Raw genomic sequence first — 22876 nt, 5'->3', positions numbered from 1 at the left:
AGGGTCGGGCGCGGTGTTCTAAAATCAGTTTCTGGGAGGAGACCATGAAGAAACTTCTGATGACCACCATTGCCGGTGTCGGCTTGATGGCAGGCGCCGCACAGGCGCAGGACACGGTGACGGCCTGCCTGATCACCAAGACAGATACCAACCCTTTCTTTGTAAAGATGAAAGAGGGCGCCACCGCCAAGGCCGAGGAACTGGGTATGGAGCTCAAGTCCTTTGCGGGCAAGATCGACGGCGATCATGAAACGCAGGTTGCGGCGATCGAGACCTGCATCGCCGATGGCGCCAAGGGGATCCTGCTGACTGCCTCCGATACGTCGTCCATTGTGCCCGCCGTGCAGCAGGCGCGGGATGCGGGCCTGCTGGTGATCGCGCTCGATACTCCGCTCAGCCCGATCGACGCGGCGGATGCGACCTTTGCCACCGACAACTTTCTTGCCGGCGAGCTGATCGGCCAATGGGCTGCGGCCGCATTGGGAGATGAGGCCGAAAATGCCAAGATCGGCATGCTCGATCTCGCCGTCAGCCAGCCGACCGTTGGCGTCCTGCGCGATCAGGGCTTCCTCAAGGGCTTTGGCATCGACCTGGGCGATCCGAACAAATGGGGCGACGAGACCGACCCGCGCATTGTTGGCAATGATGTTACCGCCGGCAACGAGGAAGGCGGCCGGAAGGCGATGGAGAACCTGCTCGCCAAGGATCCGATGATCAACGTGGTCTACACCATCAACGAACCCGCGGCAGCAGGGGCCTATGAGGCGCTGAAATCCATCGGGCGCGAAAACGATGTGCTGATCGTGTCCGTCGATGGCGGCTGCCCCGGTGTGCAGAACGTCAAGGACGGTGTGATCGGTGCCACCTCGCAGCAATATCCGCTGATGATGGCATCGCTCGGCGTTGAGGCGATCAAGAAATGGGCCGACGAAGGTGTTAAGCCGGAGCCGACCCCGGGCAAAGAGTTCTTCGACACCGGTGTCGCACTGGTGACCGACAAGCCCGTGGACGGTGTCGACAGCATCGACACCACCGAAGGGACCAATCTCTGCTGGGGCTGATCCGCGTGGGACGGCGCGGTCTTTTGACCCGCTGACCTTATCTGGTTTCCCGGATCGATTTTGAAAGGGGCGGCGCGCGTTCGCCGCCCCTTTGCCCCAGACCACAATAAAAACGACACAGACCAACCCCGCCAGCCCGGGTGATTTGGAGGAGTATCATGTCAACCCCGCAGAGCTATGAAGCCGCGGTCGCCGGTAGCCCGGACAAGGTGGCCGAGTTCGACCACGGCCCGCAGAGTTTCATTCAAAAGCTCCAGCATGCGCTGCATGTGACACCGTCTCTGGTGCCGCTGATCGTGTTGGTGCTGTCCATCGTGATTTTCGGCCTGCTTCTGGGCGCGAAATTCTTTTCGCCCTTTGCGCTGACGCTGATCCTCCAGCAGGTGGGGATCGTCGGGATCGTCGCCTGTGCGCAGTCGCTGGTGATCCTGACCGCCGGTATCGATCTGTCGGTCGGGGCCATCATGGTGCTGTCTTCGGTGGTGATGGGGCAGTTCACTTTCCGCTATGGCTTGCCGCCGGTGATGGGCGTGGCCTGTGGCCTCGTTTGCGGCATGATCTGTGGCTATATCAATGGTTGGCTTGTGGCCAAGATGAAGCTGCCGCCCTTTATCGTGACCTTGGGCATGTGGCAGATCGTGCTGGCAACGAACTTCCTCTATTCCGCCAATGAAACCATCCGCAGCCAGGAAATTTCCGAGCAGGCTGCGTTCCTGCAGTTCTTTGGTGAGAAGATCAAAGTGGGCGGAGCCGTCTTCACCTATGGGGTGATCTTCCTCATCGCGCTGGTGCTGATCCTGGCGTATGTCCTGCGCCACACGGCGTGGGGGCGACATGTCTATGCGGTCGGCGATGACAAGGATGCAGCCGAGCTGTCCGGTGTGAACACCGACAAGGTGCTGATTTCCGTCTATGTCCTGTCCGGATTGATCTGCGCCTTTGCGGGCTGGGCCCTGATCGGCCGTATCGGATCGGTGTCTCCGACCTCGGGCCAGCTGGCCAATATCGAATCCATCACCGCCGTGGTGATCGGGGGGATCTCGCTCTTTGGCGGGCGCGGCTCCGTGCTTGGTACCTTCTTCGGGGCGCTCATCGTGGGCGTCTTCACCCTGGGTCTGCGCCTTCTGGGGGCGGACGCGCAATGGACATATCTCCTCATCGGCGTGCTCATCATCGCCGCCGTGGCTGTGGACCAGTGGATCAGAAAGGTATCGGTGTAATGCAACCCATTCTCAAAGGCCGCAATCTGGTCAAACGCTACGGCAAGGTGACCGCGCTCGATCACTGTGACTTCGACCTGATGCCGGGGGAAATCCTCGCCGTGATCGGGGACAATGGCGCCGGTAAATCCACTCTGATCAAGGCGCTGTCGGGCGCGGTGATCCCGGACGAGGGCACTGTGGAGCTGGACGGCAAACCGGTCAATTTCCACTCCCCCATCGACGCCCGGGAGGCCGGGATCGAGACGGTGTATCAAACGCTTGCCATGTCGCCCGCGCTTTCGATTGCCGACAATATGTTCATGGGGCGTGAACTGCGCAAGCCGGGCTGGCGGGGTCAGGTCCTGCGCCAGTTGGACCGCAGCCGGATGGAGGAGATCGCCCGCGAAAAGCTCAACGACTTGGGTCTGTTGACGATCCAGAACATCAACCAGGCGGTGGAAACCCTGTCAGGCGGTCAGCGCCAGGGGGTGGCTGTGGCGCGGGCTGCCGCGTTCGGGTCGAAGGTGATTATCCTCGACGAGCCGACGGCCGCGCTTGGCGTCAAGGAAAGCCGCCGGGTGCTGGAGTTGATCCAGGACGTGAAATCGCGCGGTATTCCGATCATTCTCATCAGCCACAACATGCCGCATGTGTTTGAGGTCGCAGACCGCATCCATGTGCATCGCCTGGGCAAGCGGCTTTGCGTGATCGACCCGAAACAACACGAAATGTCGGATGCGGTGGCCTATATGACCGGTGCCAAGGAACCAGATCCGGCGCTTTCTGCGGCATGATGCAGGTAGCCGAAGAGGCGCTCTGCGCAGCGGTTCTGAGCCGGCTCGACCTCCATGCCGACAAACGCTGTCTGGTGGCGCTATCGGGTGCCCCGGGCAGCGGTAAGTCGACGCTGTCGGGCCCTTTGGCGCGGCAGATGACGGAGCAGGGGATCGCGGCCGAGGTGGTGCCTATGGATGGGTTTCACCTGGACAACGGGCTGCTGGAAAAGCGGGATCTCCTGGCGCGTAAAGGGGCGCCGGAGACCTTTGACCTGGCCGGGTTTTCCCATCTGTGCCGCAGGCTCCGGCATGAGGACCACGTGATCTATCCGCTGTTCGACCGCAACCGAGACGCGGCAATCGCAGGTGCGGGGGAGGTCACGCCGGACTGTCGCGTCGTCATTGTCGAAGGCAACTACCTTCTGTTTGACGAACCCGGCTGGCGTGATCTTTTCCGGCTGTGGGACGTGTCGATCCGAATGGAGGTGCCGCTCGCGGAGCTGGAAACACGACTGATCCGGCGCTGGCGGCAGCAGGGGCTGGGTCCCGAAGCTGCACTGGTGCGTGCGCGTTCCAATGATCTTGCAAATGCGGCGCGGATTGCAGCCGCGCAGCTGCCGGCTGACCTGATGGTGGGCTAAGGCCGGGAGGCCCGGGTCAGACCTCCGCCCCCGTATCCGACATCGCCCCCGTATCCGACCTCGCTCAATGGGGCGGGGCAAACGGGTCTAGCCATGCGCGGCGTCGCCGGTTGCGGAGGAAGCCGCCTCGGCAGGCGGCAGGCTGTTCAGGAATACCCGCACATCGCCGAGACTGCGCAGCACATGGATTTGCTTCTCCGCTGGAGCGTGCTGGATCAGGTGCTGGATTTGCTGCCGCGATGTGTGGCGTGTGCGCCAGATGAAGCGGAAGAACTCGAGGCTGAATTGCTCGGGGCAGCCCTCAGGCATGTCCGGGCGAGTGCGTCCCCAGTAACGAGCAGAGCGACGGATTACCCGCCAGAACCGCAAACCAAGCGGAACATCAAGCCAGATCACCGTATCGGCACGCGACAGGCGCTCTCTCCATGTGGCGGAATGGCCCCCTTCGAAGATCCATTCCGACCGCGCATGGACCTCGGCGCAGCGGCGGGTTTTTTCATCCCGTGAGCGCTCCACCCAACCCGGTGCCCAATGAATGTGATCGATATGGACCACCGGCAGCCCCGTGCGGGCGCCGAGTTTGCGTGCCAGTGTGGATTTGCCGGAGCCCGGTTGGCCAATGATCATTACCCGTTTCATTCCAGACTCCCGGCCAGTTAATATGTGTCGATACCCAAGGCGGCGAGAGCTACCACCAGGGGTTGCATATGACAAGGCGCGTCGCGCGCCATGCGTGGCGCGTATTGATCCCGCTGCCGGGATCACGCCGGCGGGAAGCACTGCCTCAGATCCGTGTATCGCGGTGCCCAGCCCGTCGCCTGTGCAAGGCGCCGTGCAGAGAGCCGTTGATCGAGCATGGGACCCTCCGCCCAGGCGCCTTCACTCGCCAGCACCTCAGCTCGGGAACGGCAGACGTAGGGGATGGTTTGCCCGTGAGAGAGCGCAAGGATACCTGCGATCTCTGCCACCGGAACGCCGGTCTGAGCAACAGCATTGTAATGCCCGGTTAGCCCCTGCAGCTCGAGCAGCAGGCGATAGGCCCGCGCCAGGTCGTCTCGGTGAATGAGCGGCCAGCGAGTGCTGGCCTTCCCCCAGATCTTGATCGGGCGTTGTGTCCGGACCTGCCGGAGCATCTGCTCCAGCACGCCACCTTCGGCGTGGTAGACCATGGCGGGATGAAGGACGGCGGTTGAAAGTGCAGGCGACGCCAGGAGGTGCCGGGCGTGGTCCACCATCCAGGCAAAGGCGGGGATCGGCGCGAAGCGATCCGTCTCGGTGGCAAGCGTGCCGCCAGTGTCACCATAGAGCCAGCAGCCACCGGTATAGACCACACGCAGCGGTGTCGCGCGCTTTTCAGCCTGTTTGAGCAATATGCGCACGACGCCGAGGTCGGCGGCGGCCATGTTGTTGTCAAAGGTGGCAGCGGCGTGGATCACGGCCTCCTGATCCTGGAGGGCGTCTGCCCAACCGTCCGGGTCACATAGATCGCCAGCAAGGGGTGTTGCCCCGAGTTTGGCGACGGTCGCGGCACTGCGTTGCGACCGGCATAGGGCGGTGACCTCATGCCCTGCGCCGAGCAGTTCTTTCAGGATGGCTGTGCCGATGGTGCCGGTGGCACCAAGCAGGAAAACGCGCATGGATCAGACCTCTGCAAAAGGATGTCCAGACCTCTGTGCAGGCTCAACCATGGTTGAGGGCAAGCGTATTCTCGGCAGGGGTGCCAGATTGATAAGCCGGGTGCCGGTTAGGCAGGGGAGGCGCATGAACGTGACCCGGCAGGACACGCGCGGTGCGGTGCCGAGAGCGCTGGGGGAGAAGATCTGCCTCCTCAAGGGCTCCTCACTGCCGAGGCCCCGCAGCCCCCGTCGGTCCTCAGTTCGGACAGCCGCAGATCGGTGAGCAGGCAGGAAACGGGGCGCTGTGGCGCGCCCCGTCTGAGTTTGATCGGTCGTCGGTGCGGCCCTTAGGCGAAATAGACGCCAGCCTCTGCCATCGGCAGTTCGGCCACAACGGTTTCACCTGCGGAAAGACCTGCGATCGCATTGGCAAGGGCAGGCGCCGACGGCGGCGTGCCCGGTTCGCCAATGCCTGTCGGGGCGATGGTGGAGGGCACGATATGGGTTTCGATCTGCTTGATGTCAGAGATCCGAAGAGGCTCGTAGTCCGGGAAGTTCGATTGCTCCACCTCACCGCCGGCGAGGGTGATCTGATCTCGCATGGCATGACCGATCCCGTATCCGATACCGCCTTCCAGCTGAGCTCTGATCACATCCGGGTTGATGGCGATGCCGCAGTCGACCGCGGCGGTGACCTTTTCGATCACGATGCCATCATCCGGATTGCCGGAGACCTCGACGACCTCGGCGACATAGGATCCGAACGACTTGTGCACGGCGATGCCCTGGCTGCGTCCTTCGGCGGCCTGACCCCAACCGGCCTTTTCCGCGACCAGCTTCAGCACGCCCGCCTTGCGGGTCTGATCGGCGCCGTCGCCGGTCAGATGGGCGAGGCGGAATTCGACCGGATCCCGTCCCGCGGCGCGGGCTGCCATATCCATCATGGTTTCCATGACGTAGGCCGTATGGGTGTGCCCGACCGAGCGCCACCACAGCACCGAGGTTGCTTTCTTGGTATCGGTCAGACCAACCGCCATGCCGGGGATCTGATAGGGGCTGTCGCCAATACCCTCGACCGAGGAATGGTCGATGCCGTCGTGAACGGACATGGCTTCAAACGCGGTGCCCTTCATGATCGACTGGCCGGCGACCTGGTGTTCCCAGCCCGCAATCGTGCCATCCGCGTTCAATCCGACACGGACCTTGTGGCCAAACGCGGGGCGATAGTAGCCGCCACGGATGTCGTCTTCGCGGGTCCAGACCAGTTTGACCGGGCGTGACCGATCCGTCATCGCAAAGGCGAGGCCCGCTTCCACCTGATAATCCGCATCCGGTGTTGCGCGGCGGCCAAAGGAGCCACCTGCGAGCATTGTCTTGATGTGGATCTTCTCCGCCGGCAGGCCAAAGATCTGCTGATAGGCCATATGCGGCCCGGTCGGCATCTGGGCGCCGTCATGCAGCACGATGTCACCCTCGGCGGTCTGCTCGATGGTGCAGTTCAAGGGCTCCATCGGCGCATGCGCCAGCAAGGGGAAATAGAAGGTCTGCTCCAGGACGGTATCCGCCGCGTCCACGGCGGATTTGACAGCCGCGCGATCCGCCTTGTTGACGTTATAGGTGGGCTCCTGATCGAGCGCGGCCATGATCTCCTCGCGGATTTCGTCGCTTGATCGGGTTTCAGCCGCGGCCATGTCCCACTCGACCTCCAGCGCCTCGCGGGCCTGGATCGCCGCCCAGGTGTTTTCCGCATAGACCGCAACGCCGTGTTTGGTGGGCAGGGTCTGGGCCATGATGAAGCCCTTGATGGTCCGGGCCGCGCTGTCATCGAAAGACACCACCAGACCGCCGCGTTGCGGTGTGCGCTTGATCATGGTGACCATCTGGTTGGGCAGCTGCACATCGATGGCGAATTGCGCCTGACCATTGACCTTGGCCGGGCTGTCGAGGCGGCGGGTCTCGGGGCTGCCGATGATCTTCCAATCCGACGGCGCGCGCAGGCGCGGCGCTTCGGGCGGCGTCATCTCGGCGGCGGCGGCGACAAAATCGCCGAGCGGCGCGCTGTTGTCCGCGCCGGTGACCTGACCGTCGACGATGTCGAGCGTCGCCGGGTCAACGCCCCAGGCCTGTGCGGCGGCGGCAATCAGCATCTCGCGGGCGGTGGCCCCGGCGGTGCGGTATTGTTCCCAGGAATTGGCGATCGCGGTAGAGCCGCCAGTGCCCTGAAACGCGCCAAAAAACAGGTTGTTGTAGACCTGCGGATCGGAAGGGGCAAACTCGAAATCGATCTGCTCCATGGTCACGCCAAGCTCTTCGGCGATGATGGTGCTGAGGCCGGTGGAGGGGCCCTGACCCATTTCGAAGTGTTTGACGATGGCAAAGACCTTGCCATCGGCATCGATTTTCACAAACGGGGTGAGCATGGCGTCGGCGGATTGACCTGCGGCCATGGCGCCCTTGGCGGTGGCGCCGACAAACAGAACGGCACCGGCGGCGGCGGCGGATTTCAGGAACCCGCGACGGGAGGTGTTCAAGGTCATGATCTCAGGCCTCCATGATTTCGGATGCGCGCAGCACGGCGGCGCGGATGCGTTGATAGGTGGCGCAGCGGCAGGCGTTGCCCCACATGTAGCTGTCGATGTCGTCGGCGGTGGGTTTGGGCGTTTCGCGCAGCAGGCCGACGGCGGACATGATCTGGCCGGACTGGCAATAGCCGCATTGCACCACGTCCAGCTCGGTCCAGGCCTGCTGGACCGCGGCGCCGATCTTGTCGTCCTGCATGGCCTCAATGGTGGTGATCTCGGCATCCTCGATGTCGTCGACATAGGTCTGGCAAGAGCGCACCGGCTCGCCATCCAGATGCACGGTGCAGGCGCCGCAGGAGGCAACGCCACAGCCGAATTTCGTGCCGGTCATCTTGAGGTCATCGCGGATCACCCAGAGCAGCGGGGTGCCTGGTTCGGCGTCGACCGTCTTGGTCTCGCCGTTGATTTTAAGGGTAAAGCTCATGGCTTAGGATCTCCTGTTGGGGTGGCGGCCCATCCTGAACCGGTGAGCCAATGCCTGCAGGGCGACGGCGGGCGGGGCAAAGCGCGTGCCGCGCAGCCGTCTGGTGGTATCTAAAAGATAGGCGGCAGGGGGGCAGGTTCAAAAACAATTGATGCCAATGTTCATGCAGATGAGGCCAATGGTGTTTCGCGTCAGGCTGCGCCTGACACGACCGGCGGGGGCGCGGGCTCGTTGAGCCCGCGCCCCCGCGCACTCAAACCGATGTCAGGCAGAGGCCTCCTGCCGTTGGACGCCCGGGTCTAGAGCGATGCCACCAGATCTCCGGCCGCAAGTCGCGCCCGGGCCTGCAAGGGGGTCAGACCGGTCCAGTTGCGAAAGGCGCGATAGAAGGAATTCGGATCGCTGTAGGCCAGGAGATAGGAGATTTCCTCGACGCTGATATCGTCCTGACGCAGATAATGGAGCGACAGCTCGGTACGGGTTTCATCAAGGATCGACTGGAAGGTCACCGCCTCCCGCGCCAGATGGCGATACAGCGTGCGTTTGGACATCACCATCTGGCGACACACCGCATCTGCCGTGGCGTGACCGGACGGCAGCAATTCCAACAGCGCTGCCTTGACCCGTGCAGAGGTGGGTTGGCTGGCGCGCCAGTCCAGCATCTGGCGGCGCAGCTCCTTTTCAAACGCCGGCCAGATCTCTGTGGCCTCGGAAATCAGGCGTCGGGTGCTGTCTTCCGGTGCGAGCAGGAAGCTCAGGCTGTCGCCGGTGGTGATCTCGCAGCCCACATCGGCCTCCAGTGCTGCCATGTCGATTTCAAGGGACAGGACCGAAGCCGGAAGGGTCACAGCCAGCGGCACCACGTGACAGGCCGTGCAGGCGCGGATGAGTTCCAGGAAAAACACCAGCTCAAAGACAGACATGCCCGCCGGCACAGGACAATCCGGCATGGTGGAGGTGACAATCACCCGCGTGCGGCCCTCCATCTGGGCACAGGTGATCTGCACGGGCGCAACCAGCGGTTTGAACACGTTGAGCCGCTCCAGCCCGGTCACCACATCCGGGCTGCAGGAAAAGGCAAGCAAGGCGGGCTTGAAGGGGGTCCGTGCCGAGGTCTTTGCAAGACGCAGTACGGTGTCCAGCGACCCGGCTTCGGCAAATGTCGCCTCCCAGAGGTCAAAGATCTGGTGACCGGACACCCCGCGCTGTTCGTGATCGAGCAGGTCGACTGGCAATCCGGCACGGCGCATGATCCGTTCGGGATCAATCTGCAGCAAGGCGCAACACCCTTTCAGAGTTTTGACAAAGGGGAAACGCTCTGCTTGCGCCATGGGGACCTCATGTTTCGGGTTGGCCGGTGGAGGCAGGAAGATCCCTAGTAGATCGGTACAAATGGTCGCAGTGCAAGGGGCAGGGCCTCAATTCACACGGAGTGGCATTATTTGCAGGTCTGGTGGCGCGATTTGCAGAATCTACCCATCCAGAATGATCGCGGCTCCTGCGGTTTTGCCGGTAGATCGAGCGCGGTTTGGCATATCGGAGACAGGACAGGCACAGCGCCATTTGGCGCGGTGCTTTTGAATTGGGTGCGATCCGCGTCGCGCCTTTGCCACCAGTGGTACGGGCGGCAAAGGCGAGGTGCGGTAGGTGAGCGTACCGGCCAGGCAGGGAGGGATCTTGCCACCCCGTTCGGGCCTCTGTCCTGTCGCGGGACCGCCTGCGTGGGGGTCAGGCGCGTTCCAACTGGCTGGCCTCGCGGGCAAGCTCTTCGATGGCTTTCCAGTCGCCTGCCTCGACCAGTTTGGCAGGTGCAACCCAGCTGCCACCGGCGCAGATCACGTTCGACAGGCTCAGATAGCTGTCGGCATTTGTTGGGCTGACACCTCCGGTGGGGCAGAAGGAGATTTGCGGCAAGGGCGCGCCAATGGCCTTGAGCGCGGGCGCACCGCCAGAGGCCTCGGCGGGGAAGAACTTCAGCATGTCATAGCCCAGTTCCAGCAGCGCCATGGCCTCGGATGCAGTGGCAGCACCCGGCAGCATCGGCAGATCGGCGGCCAGCGCGGCGTCCAGCAACAGCGGCGTGGAGCCGGGGGAGACACCGAATTTGGCGCCCGCTGCAACGGCGGCGGTGACATCGGCGGGGGTGACCAGCGTACCGGCGCCGACAACGCCGCCTTCGACCTGCGCCATTTCGCGGATCACATCGAGGGCTGCGGGGGTGCGCAGGGTGACTTCCAGTGCGGGCAGGCCACCTGCCACCAGCGCCTCGGCCAAGGGGCGGGCGTGGGCGACATCGTGGACGACCAAAACCGGAACGATGGGGGCCAGCGCGCAAATCTCGCGCGCCTGTTTGCTGGCGTCTTGCGGGGTAAGGGCCATGGGATCAGACTCCAAATACGGTTGCGCCGGTATCGGCGGAGGTCACGGAATTGCGGAACAGGGCGAAGAGTTCGCGCCCGGTGCCGTGCTGATAGGATGTGAGATCGGCGGCGGCGGCGGGGCGGTCGAGCACGCCTTCGGTCAGCACCTGCAGATCGCCGCTCAGCGCATCCACCCGCACCACATCGCCATCCTGCAGTTTGGCGATGGCGCCGCCGTCCAGGGCTTCGGGTACCACATGGATCGCCGAGGGCACCTTGCCCGAAGCACCTGACATGCGTCCATCGGTAACAAGCGCCACTTTCTGCCCGCGCCCCTGCATGATCGACAGGAAAGGCGTCATGGAGTGCAGCTCCGGCATGCCATTGGCCTTGGGGCCCTGGAAGCGGACCACGATAACCACGTCACCCTTGTCGAGTTCGCCTGCCTTGAAGGCGGCCTTGGCCTCGTCCTGATCGTGGAAGACCCGCACCGGAGCTTCGACAACACGGTGTTCCTCGGCCACGGCGGAGATCTTCATCACCCCGGTGCCGAGGTTGCCGGTGAGGCGCGCAAGGCCGCCGGTGGGCTGGAAGGGATCGGAGGCCGGGCGGACGATCTTGTCGTTGAGCGATTCCGAGGTGCCCTTGCGCCATGTCAGCGCGCCTGCATCAAGGAAGGGCTCCATCAGGTAAGAGCCAAGACCCTCGCCAGTCACGGTTTTGGTGTCGGGGTGCAGGTAGCCCGCATCCAGCAGCTGGCCGATCATGTAGCCGAGACCGCCTGCGGCGTGGAAGTGGTTCACATCCGCCAGCCCGTTGGGATAGACCCGCGCGATCAGCGGCACCACGTCAGAGATTTCGGAGAAATCCTGCCAGTCGAGGATGATCCCGCCGGCGCGTGCCATGGCGATCAGGTGGATCAGCAGGTTGGTGGAGCCGCCGGTGGCCATCAGCCCGACCATACCGTTCACGAACGCCTTCTCGTCCAGGATATCGCAGGTCGGCGTGTAGTCATTGCCAAGCGCCGAAAGCGACAGCGCACGTTTCGCCCCCTCTTTGGTCAGCGCATCGCGCAGCTCGGTGCCGGGATTGATGAAGGAGGAGCCGGGCAGGTGCAGCCCCATGAACTCCATCAGCATCTGGTTGGTGTTGGCGGTGCCATAAAACGTACAGGTGCCGGGGCCATGGTAAGCGGCCATTTCGGCCTTCAACAGCTCATCCCGACCGATCTCACCCTTGGCAAACTTCTGGCGGATCTGCGCTTTTTCGTCATTCGAGAGACCAGACGTCATCGGCCCGGCAGGCAGGAACACTGCAGGCAGATGGCCAAAGGCCTGCGCGCCAATCACCAAACCGGGCACGATTTTGTCGCAGACTCCGAGGAAGACTGCGGCGTCAAAGACATTGTGGCTGAGGGCGATACCCACCGACATGGCGATGCTGTCGCGAGAAAACAGCGACAGCTCCATGCCCGCTTCGCCCTGCGTGACGCCATCGCACATGGCCGGAACGCCGCCTGCCACCTGCGCGGTGCCGCCCGCCTCGCGCACGGCTTCGCGGATCAACATCGGATAGGTCTCAAACGGCTGATGCGCCGAGAGCATGTCGTTATAGGCGGTGACGATCCCGAGGTGGCCGCCCGTGCCGGTGGCGAGTGTTTCCTGATCCGGGCCGGTGGCAGCATAAGCATGGGCCTGACCGGAGCAGCTGAGGTGCGCGCGTGCGGGGCCTTTGGAGGCGGCGGCGCGCATCCGCGCAAGATAGGCCTCGCGCGTGGGACGGCTGCGTTCGATAATACGGTCGGTGACGGCGGCGAGTGTGGCATGGAGCGACATTGGCGTGCCTCCTTTTCAGATCTTACAACAGGGTCAGGCGCCGATAGCGCGCCAGCGGCGGCCATCGCGATGCAGGAGCAGGAGCGCGTCCTCGGGGCCGGAGCCGCCCTGATCGTAGGGTTGCGGCGCGCGGGTGGAATTGTCCCAGGCCCCGACGATGGGATCGGCCCAGGCCCAGGCGGCCTCGACCTCATCACCGCGCATGAACAGGGTCTGGTTGCCGCGGATCACATCCATGATCAGCCGTTCATAGGCGTCCTGCGGGCGACCGGCCTCCGGCAGACTGTCGGCAAAGGTCATGTCCAGATCGGCAGAGGTCAGGCGCATGCCTCCTGGGCCGGGGTCCTTGATGGTGGTCTTGAGCGTGATGCCCTCGTCCGGTTGCAGGCGAATAACAAGCATGTTGCCGTCGATGGCGTTGTCCTCGCCAAAGATATTATGCGGCGGCTTGCGGAAGTAGACGGCGATTTCCGACACCCGCTCGCGCAGGCATTTGCCGGTGCGCAGGTAGAACGGCGTGCCCGCCCATCGCCAGTTGGCCACCTCGACCTTCATGGCAACAAAGCTCTCTGTGCGGCTGGCGGGATTGCCCGCATGGTCGCGGTAGCTGTCATCACCCGCCTTGGCGCGGTACTGCCCACGCACGATGTTGTCCATCGGCGTCGCCTCAAGGCTTTCGATCACCTTGAGTTTCTCGTTGCGCACGGCGTTGGGCTCAAAGGTCGAGGGCGGCTCCATCGCGGTGAGACACAAGAGCTGCATCAGGTGGTTCTGCACCATGTCCCGCATGGCGCCGGATTTGTCGTAGTATTCACCACGCCCCGCCACCGAGATGCTCTCGGAGACGGTGATCTGCACATGGTCGATGTGGTGCGAGTTCCACTGCGGCTCAAACAGCGAATTGGCAAAGCGCAGCGCCATCAGGTTTTGCACCGTTTCTTTGCCAAGGTAGTGGTCGATCCGGTAGATCTGGCTTTCTTCAAAGTGCTCGCGCAGGGCTGCGTTCAGAGCCTGCGCCGAGGCCAGGTCGTGACCAAAGGGTTTTTCCACCACGATGCGGCTGTCGTCATCCGCGATGCCGGTGGATTTGAGCCGCCCGGCAATGTCACCAAACAGCGAGGGCGCAACCGAGAGGTAAAACGCCCGCACCACACCATCGCGCAGCTTGCTGCCGAGGTCGGACCAGCCGCCTTCGCCCTTGGCATCGACGGAGGCATAGTCGAGCAGCGCCAGAAACCGCTCCACATCCGGCTCCGCATCGGCGGGGATATCGCCGAATTCCTTCAGCGCATCGCCCACGAGGGTCTGGAACTCGCCCTGATCCATCTTGGAGCGCGACGCCCCGATGATGCGGCTGGTGTCGTCGAACTGGCCGATCTGGAACCGGTGGAACAGGCTCGGCAGGATTTTGCGCCGTGCAAGGTCGCCGGTGGCGCCGAACAAGACGAAGTCGAAACTGTCTACGGGGATGACGCGGGATACCATAAGTGTCTTCCTCTTGGTTGGCGGGTCAGGTTGAAAGCTTGGCCAGCAGGCCGCGGGTGGAGGCATCTTTTTGGGATGCATCTGCCCCTTCGACCATCGGCAGGAGGCGGGTCGCCAGTTCCTTGCCCAACTCGACGCCCCATTGGTCAAAGGAGTTGATCCCCCAGATCACGCCTTCGGTGAACACACGGTGTTCATATAGCGCAACGATCTGGCCAAACACGAAAGGCGTCAGTTTGGGATAGGCAATGGTCACCGAGGGACGGTTGCCGGGAAAGCTCAGATGCCCGGCCATCCGGTCAGCGTCAGCGCCGCTAAAGCCACGTTTTTCGGCGATCACGCGTGCCTCATCCCATGACCGCCCCAGCATCAGCGCCTCGGATTGGGCGAGGCAATTGGCCTTCAGCAGGTTGTGCTGATGGGCCAGATCGGGCTCGTGACCTGTGGCGGCGATCAGGAACTCGGTGGGGACCACCTGCGTGCCCTGATGGAGCAGCTGGTAAAACGCATGCTGGCCATTGGTGCCCGGCTCGCCCCAGACTACGGGGCCAGAGGCGCGGGGCAGGGGGGTGCCATCCAGCGCGACGGACTTGCCGTTACTCTCCATATCGAGCTGCTGCAAATAGGCAGGCAGGCGCGAGAGCCGCTGATCGTAGGGCAGCACCGCGCGCGAAGCATAGCCGCAGATATTGTTGTGCCAGACACCGATCAGCCCCAGAAGCACGGGTAGGTTTTCAGACAGTGGCGCGCTGCGGAAATGCTCATCCATCGCCGCCGCGCCATCAAGAAACGCGCGGAATGCCTCTGGCCCCACGGCGATCATGATTGGCAGACCGATCGGCCCCCACATGGAATAGCGCCCGCCGACCCAATCGGCAAAGCCAAAGACACGGGCGTCGGGAATGCCCATCGCGGCGGTCTTGTCCATCGCGGTCGATACCGCCGCCAGATGCGCAGAGACATCGTCGCCCAGCGTGCCTTGCAGCCATGTGATGGCGGTCTGGGCGTTGGTCATCGTCTCGATGGTGGTGAAGGTTTTTGAGGCAATCACGATCAATGTGGTCTCAGGGTTCAACCCCGCCAACACATCATGAATATGCGCGCCGTCCACATTGGAGACGAAATGGCAGGCAGGCCCGTCGTGATAGGGTGCGAGCGCCAATGTCGCCATCACGGGACCAAGGTCAGAGCCGCCGATGCCAATATTCACCACATCCGTAAATGCCTTGCCGGACTTGGTCACATAGCTGCCATCGCGCAGGGCAGATGCGAACCCACCCATGCGGGTCAACACCTCCTGAATACCGGGCACCACGTTTTCGCCGTCCACCTCGATTACCGCATCGGCGGGGGCGCGCAGGGCGGTGTGCAGCACCGCGCGGCCTTCGGTGGTGTTGATTTTCTCGCCCGTCATCAGCGCGTCGATCTTTGCGGTGAGATCCGCGCTTTCGGCCAGCTGCAACAGCAGATCGCGCGCCGTGTCATCCAGTGCGGTCTTGGAGTAATCCAACAGCATGTCATCTGCGGATGCCGTGTATCGGTCAAACCGATCAGCGTCCTGTGCAAACCGCGCGGCCAGCGGCGTGGATTCTGTCGCGGCACGATGGGCCTGGAGTTTGTGCCAAATATCACTCATCGGATCAGCTCCTCATGGGTCTGCGGCGGGACCGGCCATCAGGCTTGCCGGGGCCGGGCGGGGCGAAAAGGGACGGCTGCGTCGACTCTCGCCGCCTATATGCCAAGTTAGCGCTAACAATGCCAGATCTAATTCAGACCTCTCATCGCGATAGCGAAGCGCGGTTGCCCGATCCTGTCTCAGGGTCCGTGACATGTTCGGATCTGCCCGCTGCTTCACTGCTGTGTTCGAGGTCTGTATGCCATGACAGCGCTGTCGTACCAACAGGGCATGCAAAAAAAACCGCAGTTGTGTGAAGCGGTTCATAGTGACCCAAAGCGCCGCCCGCTACGGTCTTTCCCATACGAAGCGGAACACCCGCCCGAGATTTGGAGGAAAGTGATATGGTCCATCACATCAAAACCGTTGCCTTGGCGGCCCTGATCGCGGGCGTTTCCCTGAGCAAGGTCTATGCCTCAGATGCATATTGCCCCACCGCGGATCACGCAGCGGCTGCGGTTGTGACGCAGGTCTGACGCCGACAGTCTGCCGGTTCTGATTTCAGAGCTCAACCAGTGTCTGTGCCCGCGCGGCTTGCGGGCGAGTCGAGGCCACCGATCTCGCACAGATGCCGGATCACCTGTTCCACTCCGGTCCCGTGGCGCATCGCGGCAAAGACGAATGGCAAGCCCTTGCGCATGCGGGTGGCGTCGCTTTCCATCACCTCAAGAGATGCGCCCACATGTGGTGCCAGATCGGTCTTGTTGATGATCAACAGGTCGGACCGGGTGATGGCGGGGCCGCCCTTGCGGGGGATTTCCTCGCCCGCGGCGACATCAATCACATAGAGCGTCACATCCGCCAGTTCCGGTGAAAACGTCGCAGAGAGGTTGTCCCCACCGCTCTCGATCAGCACGATCTCGACCTCCGGGTGGCGTTTTTGCATCTCGGCCACGGCCGCGAGGTTGATCGAGGCATCCTCACGGATCGCCGTATGCGGACAGCCTCCGGTCTCGACGCCAATCACACGGTCCTGCGGCAGGATTTGCTGACGCATCAATGCCTCGGCATCCTCCTGCGTGTAGATGTCATTGGTGATGACACCGATGGAGTGATGATCCTTCAGCGCGCGGGCCAGCTGCGCCGTCAGGGTGGTTTTGCCTGCACCCACGGGGCCTCCGATCCCGACGCGAAGCGGGCCGTTGTGCGAAGTCGTCTTCGAGGTCATGAGCGGAAGATCCTTGAATATTGGGTTTCATGGCGCATGGATGCGATGTCTGCGGCAAAGCTCGCACCAAAGAGATCGTCGAGCGTGGAGGACAAGGCGGCTTGGGCCGTGTCGCGCAAGTGCGGCGAGAGGGCAGAGAGGCGCTGCTGTGCGTCTGTCTGGCCAAGCGCTAGAAGTCTTTGACCAGCGGCGATGAGGTTTGAAAGGAATGCATGCAGATACATCTGCACGGTGAGATCCAGCGGGATGTCATGTTGCCGTGCGGCACATCCCACCGCCACCGGATAGGTGAGATGCGCGAGGTCATTGCCCCAGGCGGCGGCTGTGGTTCGGCAAAACGCCGCGCCTTGCAGGTCGGTTTCTTGCAGGCGCTCGGCCGAGGGGCAAAAGGCGCGGGCGGTGGCGTCGATCTCGGACAGGTCCGCAGCCGTCTCTGCCCGATAGGCACAGGCCAGCAGCACCGCGTCAGAGCGTGCGCCCCCATGGGTCAGAAGGTCTGTCAGCCATCGGGACAACCCGTCGCCATCGCTGACATGCCCCTCTGCCACCGCACACTCCAGCCCGTGTGAATAGGCAAAAGCCCCCACCGGATAGGCAGGCGACAGCCATTGCATCAACAAAAGCGTGGCCTCAGTGCTCATGGCTGTGGTCGTGATCGGCGTGGCCGTGATGATGCGTATGCCCATGTTCATGCGCATGGGTGCGCCCGTGGCCATATGCGCCGCCTTCCGGGGTAAACGGCTCAACAACCTCGCGCACAGTTGCACCGAGGTGGTCGAGCATCGCCCGGATCACATGATCTCGCTGGATCAGCAGGCGGGTGTCTTCGATCTGGCAGGGGGTGTGGCGATTGCCGATGTGCCAGGCGATCTGCGGCAGATGGTCGGCAGTGACCTCCAGCAGCGGCTCAGAGGCTGCGACCACAAGCACCTCGCCGCCGCCCTCCAGCAGAAGAACGCCGCCATGATCGAGCGAAGTCGTATTGAGCAGGTCAACCAGCAGGCGCTCACCGCTTTCGCAGGTCAGCACCTTGCGACGCAGAAAACGGGCGTCATAGTCAAGCACCACGCGGTCGCGAGGGCTCTGGTCATGCGGGTGCCCGTGGTAGTGGCGGGCGGTCAGCCGGGGGGCGCTCATGACAGGCCCCCCGCTGTGGTCGTTTTCAGGTGTCTCTGCGTGCAGAGGCTCAGACGTACATGATGTCCGAGAAAACGTGTTTTACAACGTCGTCGCGCTTCAGGCCGCGCTTTGCCAATTCCTCGTCGGACAGCGCCATCAAGGTGCGGGCGCGGTTCACACGATGATTGGATTCTGCGAGGTGAACCAGACCGTTGCCAATCGCGCGGAAAAAGCCTGCGATCAGGCCCAGCGGATTGAAGGGGGCGCGTGTTTGTGCGTTCGATGCGTATGCCATGGGGATATGCTCCTGTGTTCAAGAATGTCTCTCCCGTGACACCAATATAGCTGCAGTGCAGCAAATAGGTAGGTAGTGTTGACGCATTCCCGCCATGCGTCTGTGACAAGGCAGGGGGTGAAGATTCTGATTTTGCTGAATATTTCGGCATGATGATGGGGCCTTTGATCGATTTGTCGCCGTGTTTTGGCCAAGGGGGCAGCCGCGCGACCATCTCGGGTTGCAGCTGGGGTGCGCTTCAGAACAGGAAATACCGCTGCGCCATGGGCAGCTCCGCCGCTGGCTGACAGGTCAGCAACTCACCGTCTGCGCGCACCTCATAGGTTTCCGGGTGGACCTCGATATGTGGTGTCGCATCGTTGAGCTTCAGCGCGGATTTATCGATCCCCCGCGTGCCCTTCACGGCGAGCGTCTGCTTTGCCAGGCCAAGTTGGCCACGGATGCCCGCCGCCTGCGCCGCCTCTGACACGAATGTCACGGCGGACTGTTCCACCGAGCGGCCATGGGCCCCCCACATGGGCCGGGAATAGACCGGTTGCGGCGTCGGGATCGAGGCGTTGGGATCGCCCATCTGGGCACAAACAATTGTGCCCCCCATCAGCACCATTTCCGGCTTCACGCCAAAGAACGCCGGGTTCCACAGCACCAGATCGGCCCGTTTGCCAACCTCAATCGAGCCAACCTCATGCGAGATGCCATGCGCGATCGCCGGGTTGATGGTGTATTTCGCCACATAGCGGCGAACGCGGAAATTGTCGTTCTCGCCGACCTCATCCGAAAGCCGCCCGCGCTGTTTCTTCATCTTGTCGGCGGTCTGCCATGTGCGGATGATCACCTCGCCGACGCGCCCCATCGCCTGACTGTCCGACGCGATGATCGAGAACGCCCCCATATCGTGCAGGATGTCCTCGGCGGCGATGGTTTCCCGGCGAATGCGGCTCTCGGCAAAGGCCACATCTTCGGGGATGGATTTGTCGAGGTGGTGACACACCATCAGCATGTCGAGGTGCTCTTCGAGCGTGTTCACAGTGAAGGGCCGCGTCGGGTTGGTCGAGGACGGCAGCACATGCTCCTCGCCGCAGATCTTGATGATATCGGGGGCATGGCCACCGCCTGCGCCTTCGGTATGAAAGGCATGGATGGTGCGGCCTTTCATCGCCTTTACGGTATGTTCGACAAAACCCGATTCATTCAGCGTATCGGTGTGGATCATCACCTGCACATCCATCGCATCGGCAACCCCGAGGCAGCAGTCGATGGCGGCAGGGGTGGTGCCCCAGTCCTCGTGCAGTTTCAACGCGCAGGCGCCCGCGTTCACCTGTTCCTCGATGGCAGCCGGCAGCGAAGCATTCCCTTTGCCAGCAAAGGCGAGGTTCATCGGAAACGCATCTGCGGCCTGCATCATGCGACCAAGGTGCCAGGCACCGGGGGTGCAGGTGGTGGCCAAGGTCCCATGCGCTGGCCCGGTGCCGCCGCCCAGCATGGTGGTGAGGCCAGAATGCAGCGCATCCTCGATCTGTTGTGGGCAGATATAATGGATATGACTGTCAAACCCACCCGCCGTGAGGATGCGCCCTTCGCCCGCGATCACCTCGGTGCCGGGGCCGACGATGATGGTCACGTCGGGCTGGGTGTCCGGGTTTCCGGCTTTGCCGATGGCATGGATGCGCCCATCCTTCAGGCCGATGTCAGCCTTGTAGATGCCGGTCCAGTCAAGGATCAGCGCATTGGTGATCACAGTATCAACCGCGCCCGCCGCGCGTGTGGTCTGTGCCTGCCCCATCCCGTCACGGATCACCTTGCCGCCGCCGAATTTGACTTCCTCGCCATAGGGACCGGTGAGGTCGCGCTCCACCTCGATGATCAGGTCAGTATCGGCCAACCGCACGCGGTCCCCGGTGGTGGGGCCATACATGGCGGCATAGTCAGAGCGGGAGATTTTGGCGGGCATGTCGGGCTTATCCTGCTGTTGTAGCGAAATTTTTCTGGTCAATGCACGGCAGAGAACCGGGTGTTCTGCGTGTCGTGCATTTGGGAAGGTTGTGATGTGTGAAGATTGAGAGGCTCCTGAGCCACTGCGGCTCGCCCTTCATCAAGGAGCGCCTTTTCGTGTCTACATTCAGTTTTTCCTGATCCTGCTTGTCGAGACAGATCGGTAAGTCGTGATCGCAAAACGACCCGCCCGGACGACAGGCCGGGCCGCGTCCGACCCTCCCCCGGGGAGGGCGCGTTGGCATCGTGGAGACAAGCGAAACCGATGCTCTGGGGCGTGAGGGCGCGTTCATCAGCGAAGGCAGCAGCGCCCACCCAGGCTCGGTCGCGGCCCTCAGCGTGTCCATCACAACTCCCCCATTACCTGAGCATTGAACCCATAGACCCGGCGCGCACCCCCAATCGGGATCAGTTGCACTTCGCGGCGCTGACCGGGCTCAAACCGCACAGCGGTGCCTGCGGCAATGTCCAGGCGCAGACCACGGGCAGCGGCGCGGTCAAACTCCAACGCGGGGTTGGCTTCGGCAAAATGGTAGTGACTGCCCACCTGAACCGGGCGGTCGCCGGTGTTGGCGACCATCAAGGTGAGGGCCTCGGCCCCCTGATTCAGGGTCAATTCACCACTGGCGGGGAACATCTCTCCGGGGATCATGTGAAGCGCTCCTCAGCCTGCGAGCCCAAGCGCGGAACCGGCAAGGACAACGCAGGCCCCGAGGACGCGGGGCAGGGTGGCGCTGCGCTGCGCCAAGGTCAGCCCACCGGCAACACCGGCGGCGTGCAGCAGAGCCGTTGAGAGCGCAAAGCCGGCCAGATACGGCAGGGCCTCGGCTGCACCGATTTCCGCACCGTGAGCATGGCCATGAAACAGCGCAAAAATCCCGGTGATCGCCGCCGCCCCGGCAAGCGGTATCCGAAGTGCCAGCGCAGCCATACCGCCAAGCACCATGACAGAGGCGAGAATCATCGGCTCGACCAACGGCAGGTCCACGCCGCGCATGGCGAAAAGGAACCCGAGCGTCATCATGCCCACAAAGGCGGTCGGCAGCAGCCAGAGTGCGCGGGTCTCACCTGTGCGGCGCGCCTGCACAACGGCCCACAGGCCCACCGCCACCATGGCGAGGATATGATCCGGGCCGAACACCGGATGGCTGGCGCCAGCGGCAAAGGATCCATGCCCGGCCGGGTCCAGATGCGCAAAGGCAGGGCTGGCGGTCAGCAGGGCAGCGAGGGAAAGGGCAATGCGGGATGTCATGTCGGTCAGTCCTTGGAAAGCGGTCAGTCAGCGAATGGGGTTATGCACGGTCACCAGCTTAGTGCCGTCGGGAAAGGTGGCCTCGACCTGAACCTCGTGGATCATCTCGGGCACGCCGGCCATGCAGTCTGCACGGGTGATGACCTCGGCCCCGGCCTGCATCATCTCTGCGACGGAGCGGCCATCGCGTGCGCCCTCGACCACAGCATCGGTGATTAGCGCGATTGCCTCGGGGTGGTTGAGTTTGACCCCGCGGGCGAGCCGCTTGCGTGCAACCTCGGCGGCCATGGCGACCAGCAGTTTGTCCTTCTCTCTCGGGGTCAGGTTCATGGGTGTGGCGCTTTCATGGTCAAAGTCTCCAGCAACGGGGCAGGCCACCCTCGGTCAGCCTGTCAAGAAGGGGCAGCAGGCTCTGGCGCAGGACAAAACTATCCACCGCCAAGAGCCGCATATGCAGTAAATCGGGGGCGAGGAGCGAGGCGCCGCCAAGGGCGTCGCCGCCGTCCGGCAGGTGAGCGCGCAGCCCCCCCAGCGTCGCCTCGGCGTCTGGTGCGGCCAGCAGGAGGGTCGCCATCGCGCTGCATGGCGCCGACAGGACGCCAGCCACGCCCGGACGGCTGAGCTGCGCGGCCAGATCGCCTTGCAGATGGATTGCATCGCGATAAATGAGCTGTCCCGCGCGCCGGATCTGGATGTGATCGCGAAACCGGGCGGATGTAAGCGCCTCGCCCATTGCGGCGCGTCCGAACACCAGCGGCTCTACCAGCAAGAGCCGTGCATCCTCTGCCAGATCGGCTTGCAAACTCCGGGTGAAATCGCTGCGCTGAAAGAGGATCGTTTCCTGCGGCAGCCAATTGAGGCAGGCACGGGCGGCGACGTTCAGGTGTGTGGTGATCTGGCCGCTCTGTCCGGGTTGCGCGCGGTAGGCGCGTTCGGCGGCCTGGGTGGTGAGGGTCAGCTGGCTGTCCGGCCCGGCTGCGGCGTCAATGGCAAAGCGATCGCCTCCGGTAATGCCGCCTGCAGTGTTCACCAGAACCGCCTCCAGCGGCGGGCGGCCCTCGGGAAACAGCAGTTTCAGCGCCCCGGACTGATGCAGGTGATCGAGCGCGACCTGACCATCGCCACGGCGCTTGGCCGAGAGGCGCGCGCGCCCGACCGCCCGGGGTTGAGCAAAGGCAGGCGCATCGGCCAGCGCGGGCGTCCGTGCCGTTATGTCGGTGATGTGATTGATCGCCCTCTCCCCGAAATGCCGCCACCGGGTCGGTTCCAGTGGCGTGTCCTCACGGTTCGATTTGTCCCAGTCCGCGCGCGCAAGTGCCATTTCAGACCGCAATTTCAGGCGGCTGAATGGCGTGTTTGACGATTTTTGCGCCGTTTTGCGCAAAAGCCGCCC

At 63.2% G+C, this 22876-nt stretch carries 23 protein-coding genes; 5 read left to right on the top strand and 18 right to left on the bottom strand.

The window, feature by feature from the left end; genetic code table 11:
* The first annotated feature begins 44 nt into the window (after positions 1-44).
* The 4 genes from ACXAF5_RS15655 to ACXAF5_RS15640 all read left to right on the top strand — a co-directional run bounded on the left by ACXAF5_RS15655 (position 45) and on the right by ACXAF5_RS15640 (position 3680).
* Positions 45-1061, top strand: a complete 1017-nt coding sequence (locus ACXAF5_RS15655) for a sugar ABC transporter substrate-binding protein (protein WP_239322700.1) — start codon at positions 45-47, stop codon at positions 1059-1061.
* Between the two features lie 158 nt (positions 1062-1219).
* Positions 1220-2281, top strand: a complete 1062-nt coding sequence (locus ACXAF5_RS15650) for an ABC transporter permease (protein WP_239322701.1) — start codon at positions 1220-1222, stop codon at positions 2279-2281.
* Positions 2281-3057, top strand: coding sequence for an ATP-binding cassette domain-containing protein (locus tag ACXAF5_RS15645; protein WP_239368276.1), 777 nt, complete (start codon positions 2281-2283; stop codon positions 3055-3057). The genes ACXAF5_RS15650 and ACXAF5_RS15645 overlap by 1 nt, the downstream gene beginning before the upstream one ends.
* Entirely contained in the window at positions 3054-3680 is a 627-nt protein-coding gene (locus tag ACXAF5_RS15640) for a nucleoside/nucleotide kinase family protein (RefSeq protein WP_474947298.1), read from the top strand. The genes ACXAF5_RS15645 and ACXAF5_RS15640 overlap by 4 nt, the downstream gene beginning before the upstream one ends.
* 87 nt (positions 3681-3767) lie before the next feature.
* Here ACXAF5_RS15640 and ACXAF5_RS15635 read toward each other — a convergent pair whose 3' ends face one another.
* From ACXAF5_RS15635 to pgi, 9 genes are all read right to left on the bottom strand, one after another.
* A complete protein-coding gene (locus ACXAF5_RS15635) occupies positions 3768-4319 on the bottom strand; it encodes a P-loop NTPase family protein (protein ID WP_474947297.1) in 552 nt (183 codons plus the stop codon).
* Positions 4320-4441: 122 nt separating this feature from the next.
* On the bottom strand, positions 4442-5317 hold the full coding sequence (locus ACXAF5_RS15630) for an NAD-dependent epimerase/dehydratase family protein (RefSeq protein ID WP_474947296.1): 876 nt from the start codon (positions 5315-5317) through the stop codon (positions 4442-4444).
* A gap of 326 nt (positions 5318-5643) precedes the next feature.
* Positions 5644-7833: a xanthine dehydrogenase family protein molybdopterin-binding subunit gene (locus ACXAF5_RS15625; RefSeq protein ID WP_474947295.1), complete on the bottom strand. Its 2190-nt coding sequence runs from the start codon at positions 7831-7833 to the stop codon at positions 5644-5646.
* A 4-nt stretch (positions 7834-7837) separates the two neighbouring features.
* Positions 7838-8302: a (2Fe-2S)-binding protein gene (locus tag ACXAF5_RS15620; RefSeq protein WP_239322707.1), complete on the bottom strand. Its 465-nt coding sequence runs from the start codon at positions 8300-8302 to the stop codon at positions 7838-7840.
* 299 nt (positions 8303-8601) lie between these two features.
* Complete coding sequence (locus ACXAF5_RS15615; RefSeq protein ID WP_474947294.1) at positions 8602-9579, bottom strand: AraC family transcriptional regulator; 978 nt, start codon at positions 9577-9579, stop codon at positions 8602-8604.
* A gap of 451 nt (positions 9580-10030) precedes the next feature.
* Positions 10031-10681 (bottom strand): bifunctional 4-hydroxy-2-oxoglutarate aldolase/2-dehydro-3-deoxy-phosphogluconate aldolase, encoded by a 651-nt coding sequence (eda, locus tag ACXAF5_RS15610; protein WP_474947293.1) that lies wholly within the window; start codon positions 10679-10681, stop codon positions 10031-10033.
* 4 nt (positions 10682-10685) lie between these two features.
* On the bottom strand, positions 10686-12497 hold the full coding sequence (gene edd / locus ACXAF5_RS15605; protein ID WP_474947292.1) for a phosphogluconate dehydratase: 1812 nt from the start codon (positions 12495-12497) through the stop codon (positions 10686-10688).
* Between the two features lie 33 nt (positions 12498-12530).
* Complete coding sequence (zwf, locus tag ACXAF5_RS15600; protein WP_239322711.1) at positions 12531-13982, bottom strand: glucose-6-phosphate dehydrogenase; 1452 nt, start codon at positions 13980-13982, stop codon at positions 12531-12533.
* Between the two features lie 25 nt (positions 13983-14007).
* On the bottom strand, positions 14008-15618 hold the full coding sequence (pgi, locus tag ACXAF5_RS15595) for a glucose-6-phosphate isomerase (RefSeq protein ID WP_474947291.1): 1611 nt from the start codon (positions 15616-15618) through the stop codon (positions 14008-14010).
* Positions 15619-16001: 383 nt separating this feature from the next.
* Between pgi and ACXAF5_RS15590 the strand changes: the two genes are divergently transcribed.
* Positions 16002-16133: a hypothetical protein gene (locus tag ACXAF5_RS15590; protein WP_474947290.1), complete on the top strand. Its 132-nt coding sequence runs from the start codon at positions 16002-16004 to the stop codon at positions 16131-16133.
* A gap of 32 nt (positions 16134-16165) precedes the next feature.
* On the opposite strand, the gene ureG is transcribed toward ACXAF5_RS15590, so the two are convergent.
* The 9 genes from ureG to ACXAF5_RS15545 form a co-directional block, all read right to left on the bottom strand.
* Entirely contained in the window at positions 16166-16825 is a 660-nt protein-coding gene (gene ureG / locus ACXAF5_RS15585; RefSeq protein ID WP_474947289.1) for an urease accessory protein UreG, read from the bottom strand.
* Entirely contained in the window at positions 16822-17466 is a 645-nt protein-coding gene (locus tag ACXAF5_RS15580; RefSeq protein ID WP_474947288.1) for an urease accessory protein UreF, read from the bottom strand. Before ACXAF5_RS15580 ends, ureG begins: the two co-directional genes overlap by 4 nt.
* A complete protein-coding gene (gene ureE / locus ACXAF5_RS15575; protein ID WP_474947287.1) occupies positions 17456-17962 on the bottom strand; it encodes an urease accessory protein UreE in 507 nt (168 codons plus the stop codon). Before ureE ends, ACXAF5_RS15580 begins: the two co-directional genes overlap by 11 nt.
* Positions 17963-18011: 49 nt before the next feature.
* The gene (locus ACXAF5_RS15570; RefSeq protein WP_005615377.1) at positions 18012-18239 is read right to left on the bottom strand and encodes a hypothetical protein; all 228 of its coding nucleotides are present in this window, start codon (positions 18237-18239) and stop codon (positions 18012-18014) included.
* A 238-nt stretch (positions 18240-18477) separates the two neighbouring features.
* Positions 18478-20190 carry an urease subunit alpha gene (gene ureC, locus ACXAF5_RS15565; protein WP_474947286.1) on the bottom strand — a complete coding sequence of 571 codons (1713 nt, stop codon included), beginning with the start codon at positions 20188-20190 and terminating at the stop codon, positions 18478-18480.
* Positions 20191-20577: 387 nt separating this feature from the next.
* A complete protein-coding gene (locus tag ACXAF5_RS15560; RefSeq protein ID WP_474947285.1) occupies positions 20578-20883 on the bottom strand; it encodes an urease subunit beta in 306 nt (101 codons plus the stop codon).
* Positions 20884-20895: 12 nt separating this feature from the next.
* Positions 20896-21483, bottom strand: a complete 588-nt coding sequence (locus ACXAF5_RS15555; RefSeq protein WP_474947284.1) for a HupE/UreJ family protein — start codon at positions 21481-21483, stop codon at positions 20896-20898.
* Positions 21484-21510: 27 nt separating this feature from the next.
* Positions 21511-21813 carry an urease subunit gamma gene (locus tag ACXAF5_RS15550; RefSeq protein ID WP_065324833.1) on the bottom strand — a complete coding sequence of 101 codons (303 nt, stop codon included), beginning with the start codon at positions 21811-21813 and terminating at the stop codon, positions 21511-21513.
* Positions 21814-21832: 19 nt separating this feature from the next.
* Positions 21833-22804, bottom strand: a complete 972-nt coding sequence (locus ACXAF5_RS15545) for an urease accessory protein UreD (RefSeq protein ID WP_474947283.1) — start codon at positions 22802-22804, stop codon at positions 21833-21835.
* Positions 22805-22876 lie beyond the last annotated feature (72 nt).

The organism is Epibacterium sp. ABV4_022, assembly GCF_056159345.1.
This window is presented reverse-complemented; position numbering and strand designations above follow the sequence as displayed.

Bases quoted from the DNA above. Each gene is read 5' to 3' on its own strand.
- zwf (WP_239322711.1), bottom strand. From the start codon at position 13,982: ATGGTATCCCGCGTCATCCCCGTAGACAGTTTCGACTTCGTCTTGTTC.
- ACXAF5_RS15625 (WP_474947295.1), bottom strand. From the start codon at position 7,833: ATGACCTTGAACACCTCCCGTCGCGGGTTCCTGAAATCCGCCGCCGCC.
- ACXAF5_RS15620 (WP_239322707.1), bottom strand. From the start codon at position 8,302: ATGAGCTTTACCCTTAAAATCAACGGCGAGACCAAGACGGTCGACGCC.
- ureG (WP_474947289.1), bottom strand. From the start codon at position 16,825: ATGACCTCGAAGACGACTTCGCACAACGGCCCGCTTCGCGTCGGGATC.
- ACXAF5_RS15580 (WP_474947288.1), bottom strand. From the start codon at position 17,466: ATGAGCACTGAGGCCACGCTTTTGTTGATGCAATGGCTGTCGCCTGCC.
- edd (WP_474947292.1), bottom strand. From the start codon at position 12,497: ATGTCGCTCCATGCCACACTCGCCGCCGTCACCGACCGTATTATCGAA.
- ACXAF5_RS15590 (WP_474947290.1), top strand. From the start codon at position 16,002: ATGGTCCATCACATCAAAACCGTTGCCTTGGCGGCCCTGATCGCGGGC.
- ACXAF5_RS15640 (WP_474947298.1), top strand. From the start codon at position 3,054: ATGATGCAGGTAGCCGAAGAGGCGCTCTGCGCAGCGGTTCTGAGCCGG.
- ACXAF5_RS15645 (WP_239368276.1), top strand. From the start codon at position 2,281: ATGCAACCCATTCTCAAAGGCCGCAATCTGGTCAAACGCTACGGCAAG.
- ACXAF5_RS15545 (WP_474947283.1), bottom strand. From the start codon at position 22,804: ATGGCACTTGCGCGCGCGGACTGGGACAAATCGAACCGTGAGGACACG.
- ACXAF5_RS15635 (WP_474947297.1), bottom strand. From the start codon at position 4,319: ATGAAACGGGTAATGATCATTGGCCAACCGGGCTCCGGCAAATCCACA.
- ACXAF5_RS15630 (WP_474947296.1), bottom strand. From the start codon at position 5,317: ATGCGCGTTTTCCTGCTTGGTGCCACCGGCACCATCGGCACAGCCATC.
- ACXAF5_RS15560 (WP_474947285.1), bottom strand. From the start codon at position 20,883: ATGATCCCCGGAGAGATGTTCCCCGCCAGTGGTGAATTGACCCTGAAT.
- ureC (WP_474947286.1), bottom strand. From the start codon at position 20,190: ATGCCCGCCAAAATCTCCCGCTCTGACTATGCCGCCATGTATGGCCCC.
- eda (WP_474947293.1), bottom strand. From the start codon at position 10,681: ATGGCCCTTACCCCGCAAGACGCCAGCAAACAGGCGCGCGAGATTTGC.
- ureE (WP_474947287.1), bottom strand. From the start codon at position 17,962: ATGAGCGCCCCCCGGCTGACCGCCCGCCACTACCACGGGCACCCGCAT.
- ACXAF5_RS15570 (WP_005615377.1), bottom strand. From the start codon at position 18,239: ATGGCATACGCATCGAACGCACAAACACGCGCCCCCTTCAATCCGCTG.
- ACXAF5_RS15650 (WP_239322701.1), top strand. From the start codon at position 1,220: ATGTCAACCCCGCAGAGCTATGAAGCCGCGGTCGCCGGTAGCCCGGAC.
- ACXAF5_RS15555 (WP_474947284.1), bottom strand. From the start codon at position 21,483: ATGACATCCCGCATTGCCCTTTCCCTCGCTGCCCTGCTGACCGCCAGC.
- pgi (WP_474947291.1), bottom strand. From the start codon at position 15,618: ATGAGTGATATTTGGCACAAACTCCAGGCCCATCGTGCCGCGACAGAA.
- ACXAF5_RS15550 (WP_065324833.1), bottom strand. From the start codon at position 21,813: ATGAACCTGACCCCGAGAGAGAAGGACAAACTGCTGGTCGCCATGGCC.
- ACXAF5_RS15655 (WP_239322700.1), top strand. From the start codon at position 45: ATGAAGAAACTTCTGATGACCACCATTGCCGGTGTCGGCTTGATGGCA.